This is a genomic window from Marinomonas gallaica (genome assembly GCF_049821165.1).
Classification (GTDB): domain Bacteria; phylum Pseudomonadota; class Gammaproteobacteria; order Pseudomonadales; family Marinomonadaceae; genus Marinomonas; species Marinomonas gallaica.
This window is the reverse complement of record NZ_CP187511.1, coordinates 1,370,048-1,386,593: the sequence shown is the minus strand read 5'-3', so window position 1 is coordinate 1,386,593 and position 16,546 is coordinate 1,370,048. Positions and strand designations below refer to the sequence as shown.

At 44.0% G+C, this 16,546-nt stretch carries 15 protein-coding genes; all 15 read right to left on the bottom strand.

The genetic code is table 11. The features are described 5' to 3' along the window. Positions 1–2 precede the first annotated feature (2 nt). The 15 genes from fliS to ACPUEK_RS06350 all read right to left on the bottom strand — a co-directional run bounded on the left by fliS (position 3) and on the right by ACPUEK_RS06350 (position 16,539). Positions 3–416 carry a flagellar export chaperone FliS gene (gene fliS, locus ACPUEK_RS06420; protein WP_425642704.1) on the bottom strand — a complete coding sequence of 138 codons (414 nt, stop codon included), beginning with the start codon at positions 414–416 and terminating at the stop codon, positions 3–5. Positions 417–430: 14 nt separating this feature from the next. Then, the gene (gene fliD, locus ACPUEK_RS06415; RefSeq protein WP_425642703.1) at positions 431–1,810 is read right to left on the bottom strand and encodes a flagellar filament capping protein FliD; all 1,380 of its coding nucleotides are present in this window, start codon (positions 1,808–1,810) and stop codon (positions 431–433) included. A 33-nt stretch (positions 1,811–1,843) separates the two neighbouring features. Then, on the bottom strand, positions 1,844–2,275 hold the full coding sequence (locus ACPUEK_RS06410) for a flagellar protein FlaG (protein ID WP_425642702.1): 432 nt from the start codon (positions 2,273–2,275) through the stop codon (positions 1,844–1,846). 59 nt (positions 2,276–2,334) lie between these two features. Continuing rightward, a complete protein-coding gene (locus tag ACPUEK_RS06405; RefSeq protein ID WP_425642701.1) occupies positions 2,335–3,195 on the bottom strand; it encodes a flagellin in 861 nt (286 codons plus the stop codon). Between the two features lie 485 nt (positions 3,196–3,680). Further along, positions 3,681–4,544, bottom strand: a complete 864-nt coding sequence (locus tag ACPUEK_RS06400; protein ID WP_425642700.1) for a flagellin — start codon at positions 4,542–4,544, stop codon at positions 3,681–3,683. 204 nt (positions 4,545–4,748) lie between these two features. Further along, positions 4,749–6,257 carry an HD-GYP domain-containing protein gene (locus tag ACPUEK_RS06395; RefSeq protein WP_425642699.1) on the bottom strand — a complete coding sequence of 503 codons (1,509 nt, stop codon included), beginning with the start codon at positions 6,255–6,257 and terminating at the stop codon, positions 4,749–4,751. A gap of 17 nt (positions 6,258–6,274) precedes the next feature. After that, positions 6,275–7,504, bottom strand: a complete 1,230-nt coding sequence (gene flgL / locus ACPUEK_RS06390) for a flagellar hook-associated protein FlgL (RefSeq protein WP_425642698.1) — start codon at positions 7,502–7,504, stop codon at positions 6,275–6,277. 7 nt (positions 7,505–7,511) lie between these two features. Next, on the bottom strand, positions 7,512–9,488 hold the full coding sequence (flgK, locus tag ACPUEK_RS06385; protein ID WP_425642697.1) for a flagellar hook-associated protein FlgK: 1,977 nt from the start codon (positions 9,486–9,488) through the stop codon (positions 7,512–7,514). 133 nt (positions 9,489–9,621) lie between these two features. After that, positions 9,622–10,578 (bottom strand): flagellar assembly peptidoglycan hydrolase FlgJ, encoded by a 957-nt coding sequence (flgJ, locus tag ACPUEK_RS06380; RefSeq protein WP_156489036.1) that lies wholly within the window; start codon positions 10,576–10,578, stop codon positions 9,622–9,624. A gap of 8 nt (positions 10,579–10,586) precedes the next feature. Next, positions 10,587–11,675: a flagellar basal body P-ring protein FlgI gene (locus tag ACPUEK_RS06375; RefSeq protein WP_067217163.1), complete on the bottom strand. Its 1,089-nt coding sequence runs from the start codon at positions 11,673–11,675 to the stop codon at positions 10,587–10,589. 19 nt (positions 11,676–11,694) lie between these two features. Continuing rightward, positions 11,695–12,354, bottom strand: coding sequence for a flagellar basal body L-ring protein FlgH (gene flgH / locus ACPUEK_RS06370; RefSeq protein ID WP_067031140.1), 660 nt, complete (start codon positions 12,352–12,354; stop codon positions 11,695–11,697). 12 nt (positions 12,355–12,366) lie between these two features. Beyond that, on the bottom strand, positions 12,367–13,152 hold the full coding sequence (gene flgG, locus ACPUEK_RS06365; protein ID WP_067031143.1) for a flagellar basal-body rod protein FlgG: 786 nt from the start codon (positions 13,150–13,152) through the stop codon (positions 12,367–12,369). A 35-nt stretch (positions 13,153–13,187) separates the two neighbouring features. Beyond that, a complete protein-coding gene (flgF, locus tag ACPUEK_RS06360; RefSeq protein ID WP_425642696.1) occupies positions 13,188–13,928 on the bottom strand; it encodes a flagellar basal-body rod protein FlgF in 741 nt (246 codons plus the stop codon). Between the two features lie 137 nt (positions 13,929–14,065). After that, positions 14,066–15,820: a flagellar hook protein FlgE gene (locus ACPUEK_RS06355; RefSeq protein WP_425642695.1), complete on the bottom strand. Its 1,755-nt coding sequence runs from the start codon at positions 15,818–15,820 to the stop codon at positions 14,066–14,068. 14 nt (positions 15,821–15,834) lie between these two features. Then, positions 15,835–16,539 carry a flagellar hook capping FlgD N-terminal domain-containing protein gene (locus tag ACPUEK_RS06350; RefSeq protein ID WP_082866131.1) on the bottom strand — a complete coding sequence of 235 codons (705 nt, stop codon included), beginning with the start codon at positions 16,537–16,539 and terminating at the stop codon, positions 15,835–15,837. Between the last annotated feature and the right edge of the window lie 7 nt (positions 16,540–16,546).

The window sequence follows — 16,546 nt, the reverse complement described above, 5'->3', positions numbered from 1 at the left end:
ACTTATGCCTGCTCTCTTGCTGCTTCTTTTTTCGAAGCATCACTTATTTGATCCCATGCACCTTTTATTTCAAGCATCAGGGCAATAACATGATCAATTTTTATAGTGTCCATTTTAAGACTTGCTTCATGAATTTGGTCGATCATGTAAAGGTATAAGCTTTCTAGGTTATCAACCAACTCCGGACTTGCATCACGGTCTAATGAATCTCGCAGTGCATTAATAATTTCGACTACTCGCGTAAGTGTTGAAGACTTGGCCTCTAGGTCCTTACGCTCAATAAAACCTTTGCTCAAAGCCAGTCGCTCAAGAGCACCTTGCATCAATAGCTGTATGACACGATGAGGATCAGCACCGGCTAAATCGGATTTTAACGATTCTTTTTTGTAAGCATTAATGCCTTTATTCGCGTACATAATAACCTCTATTTCTATTGAGAATTGGTGTTCATGGAACCCAACTGATTCAACAAGTAATTCCCATTTGATTTCATGCTTGCCAAACTAACGTCTAATTGAGTAAATCGAGCACGTAGACGCTCTTCATATTGAACCATACGATATTCATAATTTTCTAACTGTTTCTCAGTCGCTTTAACTGAACTTTGCGAAGAATCAACTAGATCTTTTAACATACCGCCAGAACCTGTATAGCTTCCTACAAATTCCTCCATAACCGAGGCAAGACCGTTATCTCCTGAAAATAGAGTCGTTAAGTCATCATAACTATTATCCATCGCATCAGAGAATTTTGTGTCATCCAACGAAAGTTTGCCGTCATTATCCATTTCGATTCCGATATCAAAAATGGTTGATAAATCACCAGCATTATCAAACGTTGTCATAAGGTCACTATTAAGTGCCCCTTCAAGGCCTCGAATCAGGCTGCTGCCATTTAAAGGTCCGCCGATTTTGGTTTGACTCTCAAACAGAGTCTGCAAATTATTATAGGACTCAATAAAACTATTCAACGTTTCTTTAACTGTTTCGGTGTCATAATTGACGGATGTCTTTGCCTTCTCTGGCACACCTGAGTCACTCACAGCTGAAATATTTAAAGCTTTAATAGTAAGACCTGATATAGCACCTTCAAAGGTGTTGGTATCGCTACGAATATCAATACCATCCACATTAATAATCGCATCTTTCGCTGCATCGTCCGCTGAAATACTAAGATCGGACGACACGCTTGCCAGAGCGGCATCACCACTAACATTTTCGACCACTAGGTCATTACCAGCTCCGCTTTTATCAGAGGTCAATGCCAAAAATACATTGCCAGTACCATCGTCTACAAGGTTGGCTGAGATACCAAAGTTATCGTCCGCACCATTGATCTGTTCACGTAACTCTTTTAACGTTGTGCCAGCGGCAACATCAATCGTGAACTCCTCATCACCGGAAGTATATTTAAGCTGTCCACCATTGGCTGATACGACGTCATCAGGGCTACTAAAGGCACCCGCAGCAGAAAGACTGCGGCTTCCTTGAGCCAGTTGACTGACCGAAATATTATAAGAACCATTTGATGAAGTTTTATCTGCTTCGACCGATATGATATCGCCCGATGTTGGCTGTGTTGTTTCCGCGGTACGTCCCGTAAACAACTTACTATCACTTAGTTTTTCAACTGACTCCTCGAAAGCCTCCAAAGTGGACTTTAATTTGCCATACGCTGAAACCTCAGATTTATAATCACTAATGCTCTCATTATAGGAAGATACACGTGCATCGCGCTGAACCTTGACCATATTCGAAACCAATGACTCAAGGTCGATTCCGGAGCCAACACCTAACGATGTAACTGACATACTATCCTCTCTTCCGGCTTTGCCCGGGATTACTTATGCTTCGCTATTAATTAAACTACCTTTGAAATCTTTAAGCTCGCCAAAAATCTCATCTAATCGCTTAGACATTTCTATGAACTCTTCCGAAGGAATTTGGCGAACCAGCTCGCCAGTATCTTGATCAATGACTTTTACAACGCTCTCTTCACCGTCTTCACTTTTTTCAAACGATAACCCAACGCTCAATTGACGCATTTTGATATTTACATCTTCAACGTTCGCTTCGTTAGTCGATTCTTGAGTTACTTCTAGTCTAGCAATATCTTTGCCATGTTCTTTCAGACTGCCCGAGCTACTATTTGTATCGACAACTGGAACAACAACTTTAGCATCATTCTGACGAGCCTGGATTGATTCTTGTTGAACAGCTTGGCTAGATGGCACTGCGATTAAAGTAGATGTAGATAAATCAGAACTAATAGACATGAGCTATCTCCCAAAATAAAAAAGCTGGAGCAATACTCCAGCTTTTTAGTATTACTCTATTAACCTAGTAAGGATAGCGCAGTTTGTGGACGTTGGTTAGCCTGAGCAAGAATTGATGAGCTCGCCTGCTGTAGAATCTGAGCACTTGTCAATTTTGCAGTTTCTTGTGCAAAATCAGCATCACGAATACGAGAGCGCGAAGCCGATACGTTTTCAGAAATGTTGCTCAAGTTGCTAATCGTTGAACTAAAACGGTTTTGTACCGCACCCAACTCCGCACGCTTCCCGTCTACTGCCGCAATCATACCATCAATAATTGAGATCATTGACTGCGCATTAGAAGCCGTTGATATGGATAATGCAGTTGCAGCTAAGCCAGCCGTATTCATGCCCGACACATTAAAGCCAGCACCAGCTTCACCAGCGCTATTAGATGAACTTAGAGAGAAGGAAATAGTTTGGTTGGCATCCGCACCCACTTGGAACTTACCATCGTAACTTCCGTTCAAAAGCTTTTGCCCACCAAATGTAGTCGTGTCGGCAATTCGGTTCATTTCTTTACCCAATTGAGCGATCTCTTGCTGAAGTGCATCACGATCTTCATCAGTATTTGAACCGTTTGCAGACTGAATCGCTAGAGTACGCATACGCTGGAGCATATTTGTAGTTTCATCTAGCGCACCTTCAGCAGTCTGTGCTAACGAAATGCCATCGTTTGCATTTCGAACTGCTTGATTCAAACCATTCACCTGAGACGTCAAACGGTTAGAAATCTGCATGCCTGCTGCATCATCTTTGGCGCTGTTAATACGCATGCCTGAAGACAAACGCTCATAAGCAGTATCCAAGGTATTACCAGATTTCATCATCTGATTCTGAGCATTCAGTGATGATGTATTAGTATTTACATATAAAGCCATAATAGCCTCCTAGTTTCGCCATTTAGGCCTGCTGCCAAGCAGAACCTTTAATCGGTGAAGTGATCGCCAAATCAACTAACACCTTAAACCTCTTGTAATCGTTAACGGCATACTCAAACATAGCTTTAGCATTTTTTTGATTTTTTTTTCCGCTTTCGGCAAAAATGGACCGCAATATCGGCAAGCCACTGATCTATTTATGTTTTTATTCTTCTTAAATTCATAAAAAAACGACTAAATTCATACATAAGCTGCACCCTCTTAAGCAAGCATCACTTGGCACAACCTTTGCTAAACATATTATGGAAGCTCGCCAAGCTTCCATAAAAAAAGCCAAGTGCGCTAACACTTGGCTTAAAATTACTTCTAGAAGATAGAATCGAAAAAAGCATCAGATACCTTCGCCAAACCTCTTGCCTCCGGTATTTGATTGCTACTTTCGCGTAAGCGAGCGGCCTGATCAGCCGCTCTTTTTTTAATTCTAATTAGCCTCCAAGCAATGACAAAGCAGACTGTGGACGTTGGTTAGCCTGCGCAAGAATCGTAGAGCTTGCTTGCTGCAATATCTGTGCGCTGGTCAATGTTGCTGTCTCTTGCGCAAAGTCTGCATCACGAATTCGTGAGCGCGACGCCGATACGTTTTCAGAAATGTTGCTCAAGTTACTAATAGTTGAACTAAAACGGTTCTGTACCGCACCCAACTCCGCACGTTTCCCATCTACTGCCGCGATCATGCTATCAATAATGGAGATCATTGACTGCGCGTTAGAAGCCGTTGATATGGATAATGCAGTCGCAGCTAAACCAGCCGTATTCATCCCCGACACATTGAAACCAGCACCAGCTGTACCAGCAGTGTTAGATGTACTAAGAGAGAAAGATATCGTTTGGTTGGCATCCGCACCCACTTGAAAAGTACCGTCGTAGCTGCCATTTAGCAACTTCTGACCACCAAATGTTGTCGTATCAGCGACACGATTAATTTCTGCTCCTAACTGTGCAATTTCTCGCTGCAGAGCAACACGGTCTTCATCCGTGTTTGAACCGTTGGCAGACTGAATCGATAGCGTACGCATGCGCTGAAGCATATTGGTCGTTTCGTCTAATGCTCCTTCCGCTGTCTGCGCCAGAGAAATACCATCATTAGCATTACGTACCGCTTGGTTCAGACCATTGATCTGCGAAGTTAAGCGGTTTGATATTTGTAAGCCCGCTGCATCATCTTTGGCGCTGTTGATACGCATACCTGAAGACAGACGCTCATAAGCAGTATCAAGCGTGTTACCAGATTTCATCATCTGGTTTTGAGCATTAATTGATGAAACGTTAGTATTTACATATAAAGCCATGATAAGTTCTCCTAGAAACGTAATTTTTCAACTGCAACCATTTGATTTAATTGGTTATTTGGCTGCATCTTGCATACTCTTGTTATCGTCACTATTGAAAAAACCTTTAACTCTTTTTTGATTTTTTTTTAGTTTTGATAAACGATTAAAATATGCGTTGCTGTCACTACATTTACGGTCAGAAAAACAAAACCTTTAGAAAAATTAGCCAATATGATCAATAAAACGCAACCCGTAAGATGAAGGAGATACTGTTCTTGCAATAAGAACATCTTCTCCCTTATCAATAGGTAAATCTGTCGGAGGAATAAATGTCTTTGAGGTCAAGCTATACACCTGCCTTATCAATGATGGCTCAAGCGCATTGTTTAGGGTTAAAACAAAAGCTAAACGCCCATTACTTAGCTCGACACAGGAGCCTACAGGCACACTTCCAAGGCTATTCACAAAGATAGACATAAGCTTTGGATCAAACGCTAAACCTGATTCGATCTGCATTTTATCCAGCGCTTCAACGGGTGTCAGTGCTTGACGATGAGACTGCTCAGATGTCAAAGAGTCGTAGGCATCAACAATAGCGCCAATTTTGCCATACACTGATATTTCATGATCGATTTTACCTTGAGGATAACCTGAGCCATCCATACGTTCATGGTGCTCCCACAGCATCTGATAAATCACTTTAGGAACATTATCATTAGAGTTTAGTAACACCTCACCAAAGTTTAAATGCCTACGAACCAGCTGAAACTCCGCTTCAGTGAGTTTGCCTGTTTTTTTGGTAATGAGTTCAGGTAGCTTGAAGCGCCCCAAATCGAACAGCAGAGCGCCTAGTGTCATCACGTGAACAAAACGTTCGTCTAGCTGCAGAGCCCTGCCCATATGGCACGCTAAAATAGCACAGGCAACGCCATGCTGAGCAATATAGTCATCTGTATCTTGTATATGTCGCACTGCAAGCAATGCATTAGGATTACGCTCATAAGAGAGATTCAGCTTATGACAGTACTTATGAAAAGCATCCAAGTCTAATTGCCGTCCTGCAAAGACAGCTTTAACTTGCTTAGTAATGAGCTCCACACCTTGCGACATCAAACCTAAGGCAGTTTGGATCTCCTTCGCAAACGTTACGGGCTCTATAACAGGCTTAGCAAGCGCTTGAGATTGCTCTACTGCATTAGTGAAAGGTAAAGGTAACGCTATCTCAGAAGGCTCAAGTGAATCCACTTTCCCTTCTTTATAACTCAACACGTAATCTCGCGTATTATCATTAAGCAGTTGTCGAAAGTATTGATAAAGGCTGTGTTTTTTTGAGAGAAGCTCGCGAGGCAACTTTGAAAATTGTGCCCCCTCCAAACGACGAACACCCACAACAGATTTTCCAAAAGCCAAAGAGAAGCACAATAAAATCAACTTGTCTTCGGCCTCATAACGGCGCTCATACTCAGTAATGGCAGTGGGATGCTCGTAAAAGGATGGATCGTGTGGGAGCATGCGATTTTCTAAGGCGCCCTTTAACTCTGAAAGCGCCACCTGACGAATAGCAATACTGACTATATGATGTTTTTCGCCATGCTTTTCAATCAAGTTACCAACACGAGCAGTACCTAGAACTTGGCCATATAGACCTAACGTATCGACCAATTCAAACGCATTAAAATAATCAAAATCGATATTTACGCCAAATAAGCTTAAAACATCGAACGTTGTCATGGTGTTTCCTCAGACCATTACAATGAGTTAAACAATGATAAGGAGCTGATGCGTTGGAACAATAACTGAGATGCTTCCAACGCCGTCTCGCTAAGCTCAAGCTCAGTCGTTGCTTTGTAAACATTTAGCCCACCAATGTTCTCTTGAGCAATTTGGTTGAAAGCCTTCTTAGACACACCGTACTCTGTTCGGTTATCAATCGTGTTGATACGCGAACCAACAGATGACGAAGCGGTGGCAATATTTGACTGCGTATTCTCAATACTCGTGAATGCATTTAAGCGCGCCTCATTCTTTTGTTGAGGCGTTAAATTTGGATCACGCAACGCATCAATAGCCGATTGAACTTGGTTTATGACGTTGTCACGTGTAGGCTGATCCAAGCTAAAATTCACCGTACTGCCGACGGCACCTGTTAACGTGAACTCCATGCCATTAAATGTAACAGGCTCACCTGATACAAAATCACCTGATGCAAGAACGTTACCGGAACTGTCTTGAAATGAAAATTGATCCGGAGCACCTGCTGTCGTAGTGAGCGTAAAGTCATTGGGAGACGGTACAACACCTAGTGACGGATTCACATACTGACTGTTGATAAAATCATCGTAGGCGCCTTGATCTTCAACTCGATAGGAAAGCGATGCCGTTCCAGCGGAGGAAGCAGCAGAAAACGTATTTCGCGTCCAAGCGTCTTGAAAGACTTTCTTACCCGAATCATTTGTCGCGACAGAAACATTATCACCAATTTGAGCGTTTTTTTGCGCCTCATTGCCAGCATATTGAAAGGCACCACTAGCGTCTTTTACAAAAGCAGGCGAATTAGCATTTGTCCCAGCAAAAATGTATTTACCATTTGAATCTTGGGAATTCATCAAATCAGCCACGGAAGCCAGCAAGTTTTCCATTTCACCCGCCAAGGTATCCAGATCAACTTGGGAATTGGCACTATTATTACTTTGGATCATTCGTTTATTGATTTCATCTAGTGTGCTATTCAAGCTTTCTAGAGCAACTGACTCGTACTCCAAAGCATTGGTAGCCGAGGTCATATTTTTTTCGTATTGCTCCAGTAACTTTGTATCAGCGCCATAGCGCAACAACTGCCCTGCACCATTAGGATCATCACTTGGGCGAACTATGTCCGATTGCGCAGCAATTTTTTCCTGAACCTTTAGGTAGCGCTCATTTGCCTTAGACATGGACAGTTCAGATTGATTAAAAATCAGGTTTGTAGTGACTCGCATAATTTACCTACCTCAGCGCACTAATAAGCGTTGAAAATGTACTTTGGGCGGCCGTCAACACCTGAGCAGAAGCCGTATAGGACTGCTGGAATCGTATTAAATTGACAGCTTCTTCATCTAAACTCACTGCTGATACTTGATCTCGTGCCGCAACCGATTGATTCATGACCACTTCACTCGAGCTGGAGTTCGTTTTTAGCGAAGCAGTTAAACTACCTACTTCTGTGACTAACGACGAAAAAGCGGCTGAATAAGATCGCGTTCCACCAACTGTCGACTCATTCTGCAAGTTGGCTAATATTAAGCCATTAAAGTTATCTGACTCGCCATCCGCATTAAAGCCGATTGAAAAGCTATCGCCTGGTTTGGGAGGACCGTCTAGATTGATATCAAATCCGGCTCCCGCTGCTAACCCTAATTCCTCTAAAATATCAGTATAGTCGGTCAATGTTTGAGGGCCAGCAAGGATGTTCGCTGGAGCATTACCGTCGTATACGGTCACATCACCGTTGGCGTCAAATGACAGTGATTGAGGCGCATAATTATATAAACCACCACTTTGAGTAAAAGCCGAAGCAGATGGATCAGTACTCGTAATAGAAGAAATACTAATCGATGCTTCGGATAAATTCTGATCACCGCGGGATACGGAAATTGGTGCCGCCAAAGCAAAATCATCGCCACTACGAGCACTTAAACGCAGTGATGACGCCGCATTTTTCGTTGGCAAAAATTGGAATCGATCATCAGACGAATAATTCGTAGGCGAATTAATTTGAATATCTACACCAAATTCCGGAACCGTAAAATAATCACCTGACGCTGCGCCAGAGATATCAATTGCGCCTGACTCTCTTGAAATACGGCCTTGATCGTCGTAGGTGACCACCTTAAATTCCGTAGGAGAATTCATTACGACTTCATAAGTGTCCGTCGTGATCTCACTCGAAGCACCTGGCGTGACTCGAGCTGCAATATTAGCCGAAGCATCATTATTATTTGGGTTGTTTACAGTGTTGATCGGGGCCGTTGAAAACAAGTTAATGCCGTATTCACCATTGAAATCTAGGCCTAACTGGTTTTGCTGATTCATTGTGTCAGTTAACACTAACGCTTGCTGACCCAACATACGTTCAGCGGTGGTAACAAATTCATTTCTAAAAGCTATTAATCCCCCCATAGAACCGCCAAGCTCATCAGTGGGAATATTGACTTCGTAACGACCAAAGCTTAACTCGATTCCTATTGGTGCATCAGGATTCTTGGGATTGCTCGTTAACGCTAGTTCATTATTACCATCTTGCAGAACCAAAGGCTGCCCAGAGGTCAAATTCACTGTCATCAGCTTATTGTCATCGTATTTTACTTTCACTTCGAGAAAGCTAGAGAGCTCTTTAACCAGCTGCTCCTGCTGATCACGTAACTCATTCGCTGAGTTTTGTGTCGTCGACTCAAGTTTAAATATTTGCTTATTTAACGATGCAATTTGCTCGGTAATATTATTGATGCTATCGACATTCGTAGAAATCTCATCGCTCGCCAACTCGCGCTGGTTAGACACATAACCTGACAATTCGTTGTACTGAGCAACCATTTCACGGAAACTAGAATATGCATGAGCTCGGGAAGCACTATCGGTTGGATCACTGTTTGCTTTCTGCAAAGAGCTAAAGGCATTGTCTAAGTAGCTACTAATCGAGACACTTTCCTCTCCCACAATGGAGTCAAATGACGACATCATTGAATGGTAGCTCTCATAATAACTATGGTTAGAAGTATCACTCCACACTTGCTGGTTAAGGTACTGATTCACAATCCGATCGGTATTTTGAACCAGCACTCCGCCACCGGAGCGACTGACCGTCGCGGTATTTTGACGACTGTATCCTTCCGTATCCACGTTTGCGGTGTTTTGACCTGTCGTCGTAATACGTGCTGTACTCGACTGCAAACCGGACAAACCAATGGAATATAGACTAGACATGCTATCAACCTCTTAGATACAAAAACGCGAGTGCGTATACTTCTATATCGACAGTTGATGCAATTACTTTACCAGAATTGAATTTAATCTAAAAATAAACCAAACGCTCTAAAATGAAACGCTCAAGCTATTGTTATAAAAGAGATTTAAACCACTTACTTGATAAGATATTGGAAATCTTATCGGCATAGTTTGGGTCTGTAGCATAACCGCCTTTCTGCAAATAAGCGGCAAACATTGCCGCATCATCCCCTGCTTGCAGGGCATTTTGGTACCGTTCACTGGTTTGTAGAAAATTGGCATAATCATCAAAACTATGCTCGAAAGAATCATAGGCACGAAACGCTGCTTTTTCTTTCTGGGCTACGCCATCGCGAAACTCAAGCGTATTTACTGTTGCTCGATCCCCCGACCAACGCTGATCTGCTTTAATCCCAAACAGGTTATAACTAGGGCTACCATCAAATTTAGCAATTGGATGTTTCCCCCAGCCTGTCTCTAACGCAGCCTGAGCCAATATTGCTTTTGGATCAACACCTAGCTTTTCACCGGCTTTCTGAGCATGAGGCCAAAGCGTCTCGACAAAGCGATCTGGCGAATCAAATGCGACATCTTTAGCGGATACTGATGATGACGAAATTGGCGTTTGAACTGCACCCGTAAAATCTTCCGCGGCTTTTTTGGCAACCGCTCGTATGCGTTCCGCATCGAGCGTAGGCAAGCTACGCAAGAAGTGAGTCTCTGAATCTGAGGCGTCATTCAGGTCAGGGCTAGAAACACCTGATCCTTGCCCCTGTAACTGTCGAATCAAAGACTCTGATATACCAATGCCTCCAGCATTCGCTAAGGACTGGGCCATCTGAGTATCCATCATCTCGGTATATTGTTTGGTTTGCGTGCTATCGAATAACCCCCCACCAATATTCTCATTGGCTTCACGCATATTCTTAAACATCATATTAATAAAGATGGCTTCGAATTCTTGAGCAACCTTTTTAAGCGCTGCATCCGGGTCTTGTTGCGCTTGACGCTTTAAACTAGCAAGAGAGTTAAAGTCCGCAAAGAATGCATTATTATCGATTCTGCTCATCATTCCCCCTAAATCACAACCAAGTCTGCGTTGAGCGCACCAGCCTGCTTTAGCCCTTCCAAAATGGCCATCACATCACCCGGTGCTGCCCCCACTTGATTAACGGCTCGAACAATATCATTTAACGAAGCACCTTGTGTGAAGACAAACATATGGCCACTTTCTTCGTCTGTCTCAATCTCTTGTCGAGGGGCCAGCTCTTGACCGGCACCAGGCAGGATACCAGGCTGCCCTATTTCAGGATTTGACTTGATTGTAACAGTGAGACTGCCGTGGGTAACCGCTGCAGGTGAAACCGTTACATCTTGCCCAATAATAATGGTGCCAGTACGTGAGTTGACGACAATTTTCGCCCGTTCACGACCAAGCTCAACCTCGAGATTTTCTAGGATAGATAAAAAAGTAACTCGCTGGGAGGGGTCACGCGGCGCGGTCACACGAACGGAGGTCGCGTCTAAAGATTGAGCGACACCAGGGCCTAGCAAACCATTGATTTTATCAGCCACTTGCTTCGCCGTTGTAAAGTCTGGGCGATTTAAATTAAACGTTAACGTATCGCCACGATTAAAACTGTTGGCGACCGCTTTCTCTACACTCGCACCATTCGGAATACGCGCCACTGTTGGCGTCGTAATTGACTGACGAGATCCATCAGCTCCGCCGGTCCCAAGACCGCCAACGACAAGATTACCTTGAGCAATCGCATAAACTTGGCCATCGGCACCTTTCAAAGCAGACAACAGTAGTGTTCCACCTCGTAATGAGCTGGCGTTACCTAAGGAAGACACCGTGACATCAATCGACTGCCCTGGCTTAGAAAATGGCGGCAAAGTCGCCGTCAATGATACCGCGGCAACATTATCAGAGTCGGTATTCGCTCCATCCGGTAGATTAATACCAAACTGATTTAACATACTAATGAAGCTTTGATTGGTAAAATCGGTATCGTCGCCCGTGCCATTCAAACCAATCACCAACCCATAGCCAAACAATTGGTTTTCGCGCACTCCTGCCACACTTGCAATGTCTTTAAGACGCTCGGCCACCGCCTCACTCGTAAAGATCATCAATATTAGTGTTAAGCAAAAGGTCTTCATGTTCACGTTCTCTTTATAATTAGAAAGGCCACCAGCTTGTATTAATCGCTCGTGTTAACCAACCCTGTTCACTACCAGATGCCAGCTCACCCGTACCAGAGTAGGCGATTCGTGCGTCGGCTAACCGAGTAGATTCTACCGTGTTGTCAGAGCTTATATCTTCCTCTCGAACAAGACCAGATAAACGAATGTATTCCTGACCACGATTCAAGGTAATCCACTTCTCACCTCTTACCGCTAGCAACCCATTTGGATACACTTCATAAACTGTTACGGTAATACTACCAGACAGACTGTTACTTTGATTGGCATTCGCGTTACCCGAGAAATCACTGTTCATACCAGGCAAGCTTGTATCTAAGCCAATCGGCAACCCTAAAATCGTAGGGTTTTGAATCGTTGCAGAAGAAGATTTTGAAACCGATGCCGCATTCGTTTTCGTAGAGCTGGTACTTTCAGACAAACTCACCGTCAGAATATCTCCTACTTGACGCGCTTTTTTGTCACCAAAAAATACGTCACCCATGCCCGCTTGGTAAATCCCACCGTCGCTGGTTTGTGTGTACTGAATGGATGGCTGAATGACAGGCGCGTAATAAGGATCATCCGAAACCGGCGCAGGTTCCACCGCCGCACATCCCACCAACACCAATGGAAATAACGCAAACAAGTAACGCATCGGATTAAACCTCTACAACTGTTGATTAACGAAACTGAGCATACCATCTGCAGCGGAAATCACTTTCGAGTTCATTTCGTAAGCACGCTGTGTGGTAATCATATTGACCAGCTCTTCAATCGAGTTCACGTTAGACGATTCAAGCATCCCTTGACTTAATGAGCCCAAACCATCCAACCCAGGCACTCCAACAATCGGCGCACCGCTTGCTGTGGTTTCACCATAAAGGTTACTGCCTAGAAAATTTAGACCCGTAGGGTTAATAAAGTTAGCGATATTAAGAGCGCCCACTTCTTCCATGTCTGTTTGCCCAGCTCTGAGCACAGATACTATCCCATCTTCGGCAATATTGATTTCAACCACATCAGAATCGATCGATATACCAGGCTCAATCAATAAACCACTTGAATCCACCAAATCACCGTTACTGTTTAATTGAAACTGGCCATCACGGGTATAAGCCATCGTGCCGTCCGGCTGAACCACTTGAAAAAAGCCTGCACCTTGTATCGCCACATCAAGCTGACGGTCCGTGATGTTGTAATCACCTTCTTCAAAGTTCTTTTGCGTTCCGGTCACACGCACACCCGCCCCCATCTGCAATCCTGATGGCAGCTCTGTGTTTTGCGAAGACAACCCACCAGGCGCTCTCAGTGTTTGATACATGAGGTTTTCAAATACCGCACGGTCCTTTTTAAACGCCGTTGTCGATACGTTAGCTAGATTGTTGGAAATCGTGGACAATTGTTTGTCCATCGCAGACAAACCGGTTTTGGCAACCCATAGTGCTGAATGCATTGTGTGCTCCTTATCTTTTTAGAATCGCTAGCTTATTAGCTACGTTCAAGAATTCGTGCCGATGCGTTTTCATTCTCACGCACAGTATTCATAACTTTGATGTTCATTTCGAAGCGGCGTGACAACTCCATGATGCTGGTCATCTCTTCAACGGCGTTAACATTACTGCCTTCTAAAAAACCGGAAATCACTTGAACGCTGTTATCCGCAAGCAGCATCTCGCCGCTTTTAGTACGCACCAAACCATCCTCACCCTTCGTTAGCATTTCAGGGTCCGCAGAAACAAGTTTCAAACGGTTTAATGCTGTCATCTGAGTACCGTCACCGCCCTGAGGAATAATCGAAATGGTGCCATCCTCACTGACAGCAATCTCGTCGAGTGGTGGTAAAAAAATAGGGCCAGCCGCTCCAACTACGGGCAACCCTGTCCCAGTGACCAACTGACCTGAAACGGTAAGCTGCAAATCTCCTGAGCGGGTATACACTTCTTGTCCTGTTGCATCCAGAGCCGCAATAAAGCCTTTTCCTTGAACAGCTACATCCATCGCCCTGCCAGTTTGTTGCATAGGCCCAGTGTCGAAATTTGTTCCAGGGTTTTCAGTCATGGCATAAACCCTTGAAGGGTGAAAATCACCATTTACCTGCATAGAGCGCGCTTGTTCAAAATCAGAACGAAAGCCAGTTGTAGAGACGTTTGCTAAGTTGTTGGCATGAATGGCTTGAGCATTCATTACTTGGGTGCCACCACTCATTGCTAAATACAGTGCTCTGTCCATATCCTAATTCACTCTTCAAACTGCGTTTAAATTCGCTTATAGGGAATGTGTAACAAATTACGTGCCAAGTTCACAAACAAAAGTGACAGACACAAAAAAGCCCAGCATAGGCTGGGCTTTCGCGTCACTAAAATTGATTAACGTAAGTTGATAATCGTCTGTGTCACGGTATTTTCGGTCTCTAACGTCTTAGAGTTCGCCTGATAGTTACGCTGCGCTTCAATCAAGGCAACCAGCTCCTCAGTGATATCTACGTTAGACTCTTCTAACGCGCCACCTTGGATACTGCCGAAGGTACCAGTCCCAGGCTTGCCAACATTTGCCGCTCCAGAGTCAGAACTTGCCACCCATGAGGTATCCCCCGCTGGCGTCAGCCCATCTACGTTATCAAAATTCGCTAACGCAATTTGACCTAATACAGCCGTTTGCTGATTGGTATAACTTGCAATCAGCATCCCATCTTCATCAAAGCTAACGCCTTGTAGTTCACCTGCTGCATAACCATCTTGTGAAAAGGTATCTGAACTAGAAAGTGCATATTGAGTAGATTTCCCCAAATCGATCTCTAGCTCGGCGTTGGCATTGGTTGGATCCCAACCCGTAATACTCAACTGCGCTGGACTTGGCACAGCATACGGAGCATAGCCAGTGTAAGCACCAATAATCTTACCTTCACTGTCAAATTGGACATTCGTATCTTCTGGCAAATAGGGAACCGTCTCGAACAGCGGATCGCCTGTAACAGGGTCTGTTTGCTGTAAGCCTGTTACAGGATCAAGAACTGGCTGCGGCACTGGATTATTCACCTCCCCATCTACTGTCACTTTCATTTCCCAAGTATTATTCTCACCTTGCTTAATAAAGTAGTAACCAATGGTATGTTCCTCACCTAAGGCATCATAAATGGTATTGGAATTGCCGTAAGTGTAAGTACTGTTATCCGCTGGATCAAAAGCCTCTCGTGCAAAATTATCAGGCGTTGATATGTCAGGCTGAGTACCATCAAAATCAAACGTCAAACCAGCCACTGCAATCCCTAACACAGCAGCAGGATCTCCTAAGTCACCCGTATTTGGTTGTGTAGTACCCGTATATATCGGCGCAAAAGGAATTGCTGTACCACCACCCGCTGCCGTGGCACTAAAAGATCCCTCAGCATCATCAAACGTAACATAGGTTTCAGATAAGTACGCCGTACCTGTAACCGGATCTATTTCTTCGCCATCTACAGTCGCATGCACTTGGTATGTATTCGGAGCCTCAGCTTTAGAGTAGTAAAGCGTTACAGCTTGAGGCGTCGCAGGAGGAGCAGGTGCTGTGTTTGCCGTTTGCGTATAGGTATATGTCTCAGGGTCACCCGGATCAAAAGAAGCCGCAATATAAGGAGGCTCATCTTCTGAGCTATTATCTAAGTTAAATTCTAAATTAACTTCTGTTGTGGCTTCAGGCGCAATTCGCTCTGTTGGCACTTGCAGATCTTCGAGCGCACCACCCACAATACCATTGTTAGCGTTATAGCCCTGCACATTGGCACCATCATTCGTCACCAAGTAGCCTTCTTCATTTAGCTTGAAGTCACCTGCACGAGTGTACGCTTGCGTACCACCTATATCCAAAACAAAGAAGCCTGTACCATCAACTGCTAGGTCTAGGTTGTTATCCGTATAAGAGATATTGCCCGATGAAAACTCTTGCGCAATATTATTTACGGCCACACCGCTACCAATTGTATTGCTGCTACCAGCACCAATCACATTGGTATTGTATAAATCACCAAACTCTACACGTGATTTTTTAAAGCCCGTTGTATCCGAGTTGGCAATATTGTTACCCGTAGTGCTGAGAAAGTCAGCGGACGCTTTGATACCTGAAAGTGCTGTATTAAAACCCATAATTAACTCCTCAGCTAACCGATAATCTCAAGTTCGGAGCTCAGTTTAAGACTGCCGACACCTTGAACATTAAGTGTAGTACCTTGTTCGCCATTAATCGTAACGCTGTTAATGCGAGCAGGTAATTCTGTATCTAACTCTGTTACTTCACCATCTGCATTGCGCGAAGTCACTTTAAAGTTGTATTCACCACTTGGCACTGCTTCTCCAGCGTCGTTCGTACCATCCCAAGCAAACTCTTCCTTGAGCAAATCAATGGTCTTTACGGTTTGCCCTGCTGAGTCAGTCACTTCCAGTTTATTTGTCAACGCATCATCCGGAAAAGAAGTGCGAATCTGAACCGCACTACCCTCTGTAATAGTAGCCGAACTTTGAGGTGCAAACACAGATTTCCCAACCAGTGTAGAAGCCGTTAACGCTTGGTTCGACATCAACGCTTCAGTCATATTGGACATTTCTGAGGCCATACTGGTTAAACGTTCTAACGAGCTAAACTCGGCCATCTGCGAGACCATATCCCCAGTTTCTTGAGGCTGGGTCGGATCTTGGTTTTTTAGCTGCTCAATGTACAGCTGCAAAAAGACATCTTGATTACCAATGCCTTCAGAGCTTTCGGTGCTCGTCGTACTGGTAATACCGTTTTTTGCTTTTGCTTCATCGGTGCCATATTTAGAAATAAGACCCGACAAAGCTGAATTTGTATTGATATCAGACATCATTCACCCC

Excerpts from the sequence above, each read along its gene's own strand:
- flgK (WP_425642697.1), bottom strand. The coding sequence starts at position 9,488 with ATGTCTAGTCTATATTCCATTGGTTTGTCCGGTTTGCAGTCGAGTACA.
- flgG (WP_067031143.1), bottom strand. The coding sequence starts at position 13,152 with ATGCATTCAGCACTATGGGTTGCCAAAACCGGTTTGTCTGCGATGGAC.
- ACPUEK_RS06400 (WP_425642700.1), bottom strand. The coding sequence starts at position 4,544 with ATGGCTTTATATGTAAATACTAACGTTTCATCAATTAATGCTCAAAAC.
- fliD (WP_425642703.1), bottom strand. The coding sequence starts at position 1,810 with ATGTCAGTTACATCGTTAGGTGTTGGCTCCGGAATCGACCTTGAGTCA.
- ACPUEK_RS06405 (WP_425642701.1), bottom strand. The coding sequence starts at position 3,195 with ATGGCTTTATATGTAAATACTAATACATCATCACTGAATGCTCAGAAT.
- flgF (WP_425642696.1), bottom strand. The coding sequence starts at position 13,928 with ATGGACAGAGCACTGTATTTAGCAATGAGTGGTGGCACCCAAGTAATG.
- flgL (WP_425642698.1), bottom strand. The coding sequence starts at position 7,504 with ATGCGAGTCACTACAAACCTGATTTTTAATCAATCTGAACTGTCCATG.
- ACPUEK_RS06395 (WP_425642699.1), bottom strand. The coding sequence starts at position 6,257 with ATGACAACGTTCGATGTTTTAAGCTTATTTGGCGTAAATATCGATTTT.
- ACPUEK_RS06355 (WP_425642695.1), bottom strand. The coding sequence starts at position 15,820 with ATGGGTTTTAATACAGCACTTTCAGGTATCAAAGCGTCCGCTGACTTT.
- flgH (WP_067031140.1), bottom strand. The coding sequence starts at position 12,354 with ATGCGTTACTTGTTTGCGTTATTTCCATTGGTGTTGGTGGGATGTGCG.
- fliS (WP_425642704.1), bottom strand. The coding sequence starts at position 416 with ATGTACGCGAATAAAGGCATTAATGCTTACAAAAAAGAATCGTTAAAA.
- ACPUEK_RS06410 (WP_425642702.1), bottom strand. The coding sequence starts at position 2,275 with ATGTCTATTAGTTCTGATTTATCTACATCTACTTTAATCGCAGTGCCA.
- ACPUEK_RS06350 (WP_082866131.1), bottom strand. The coding sequence starts at position 16,539 with ATGATGTCTGATATCAATACAAATTCAGCTTTGTCGGGTCTTATTTCT.
- ACPUEK_RS06375 (WP_067217163.1), bottom strand. The coding sequence starts at position 11,675 with ATGAAGACCTTTTGCTTAACACTAATATTGATGATCTTTACGAGTGAG.
- flgJ (WP_156489036.1), bottom strand. The coding sequence starts at position 10,578 with ATGAGCAGAATCGATAATAATGCATTCTTTGCGGACTTTAACTCTCTT.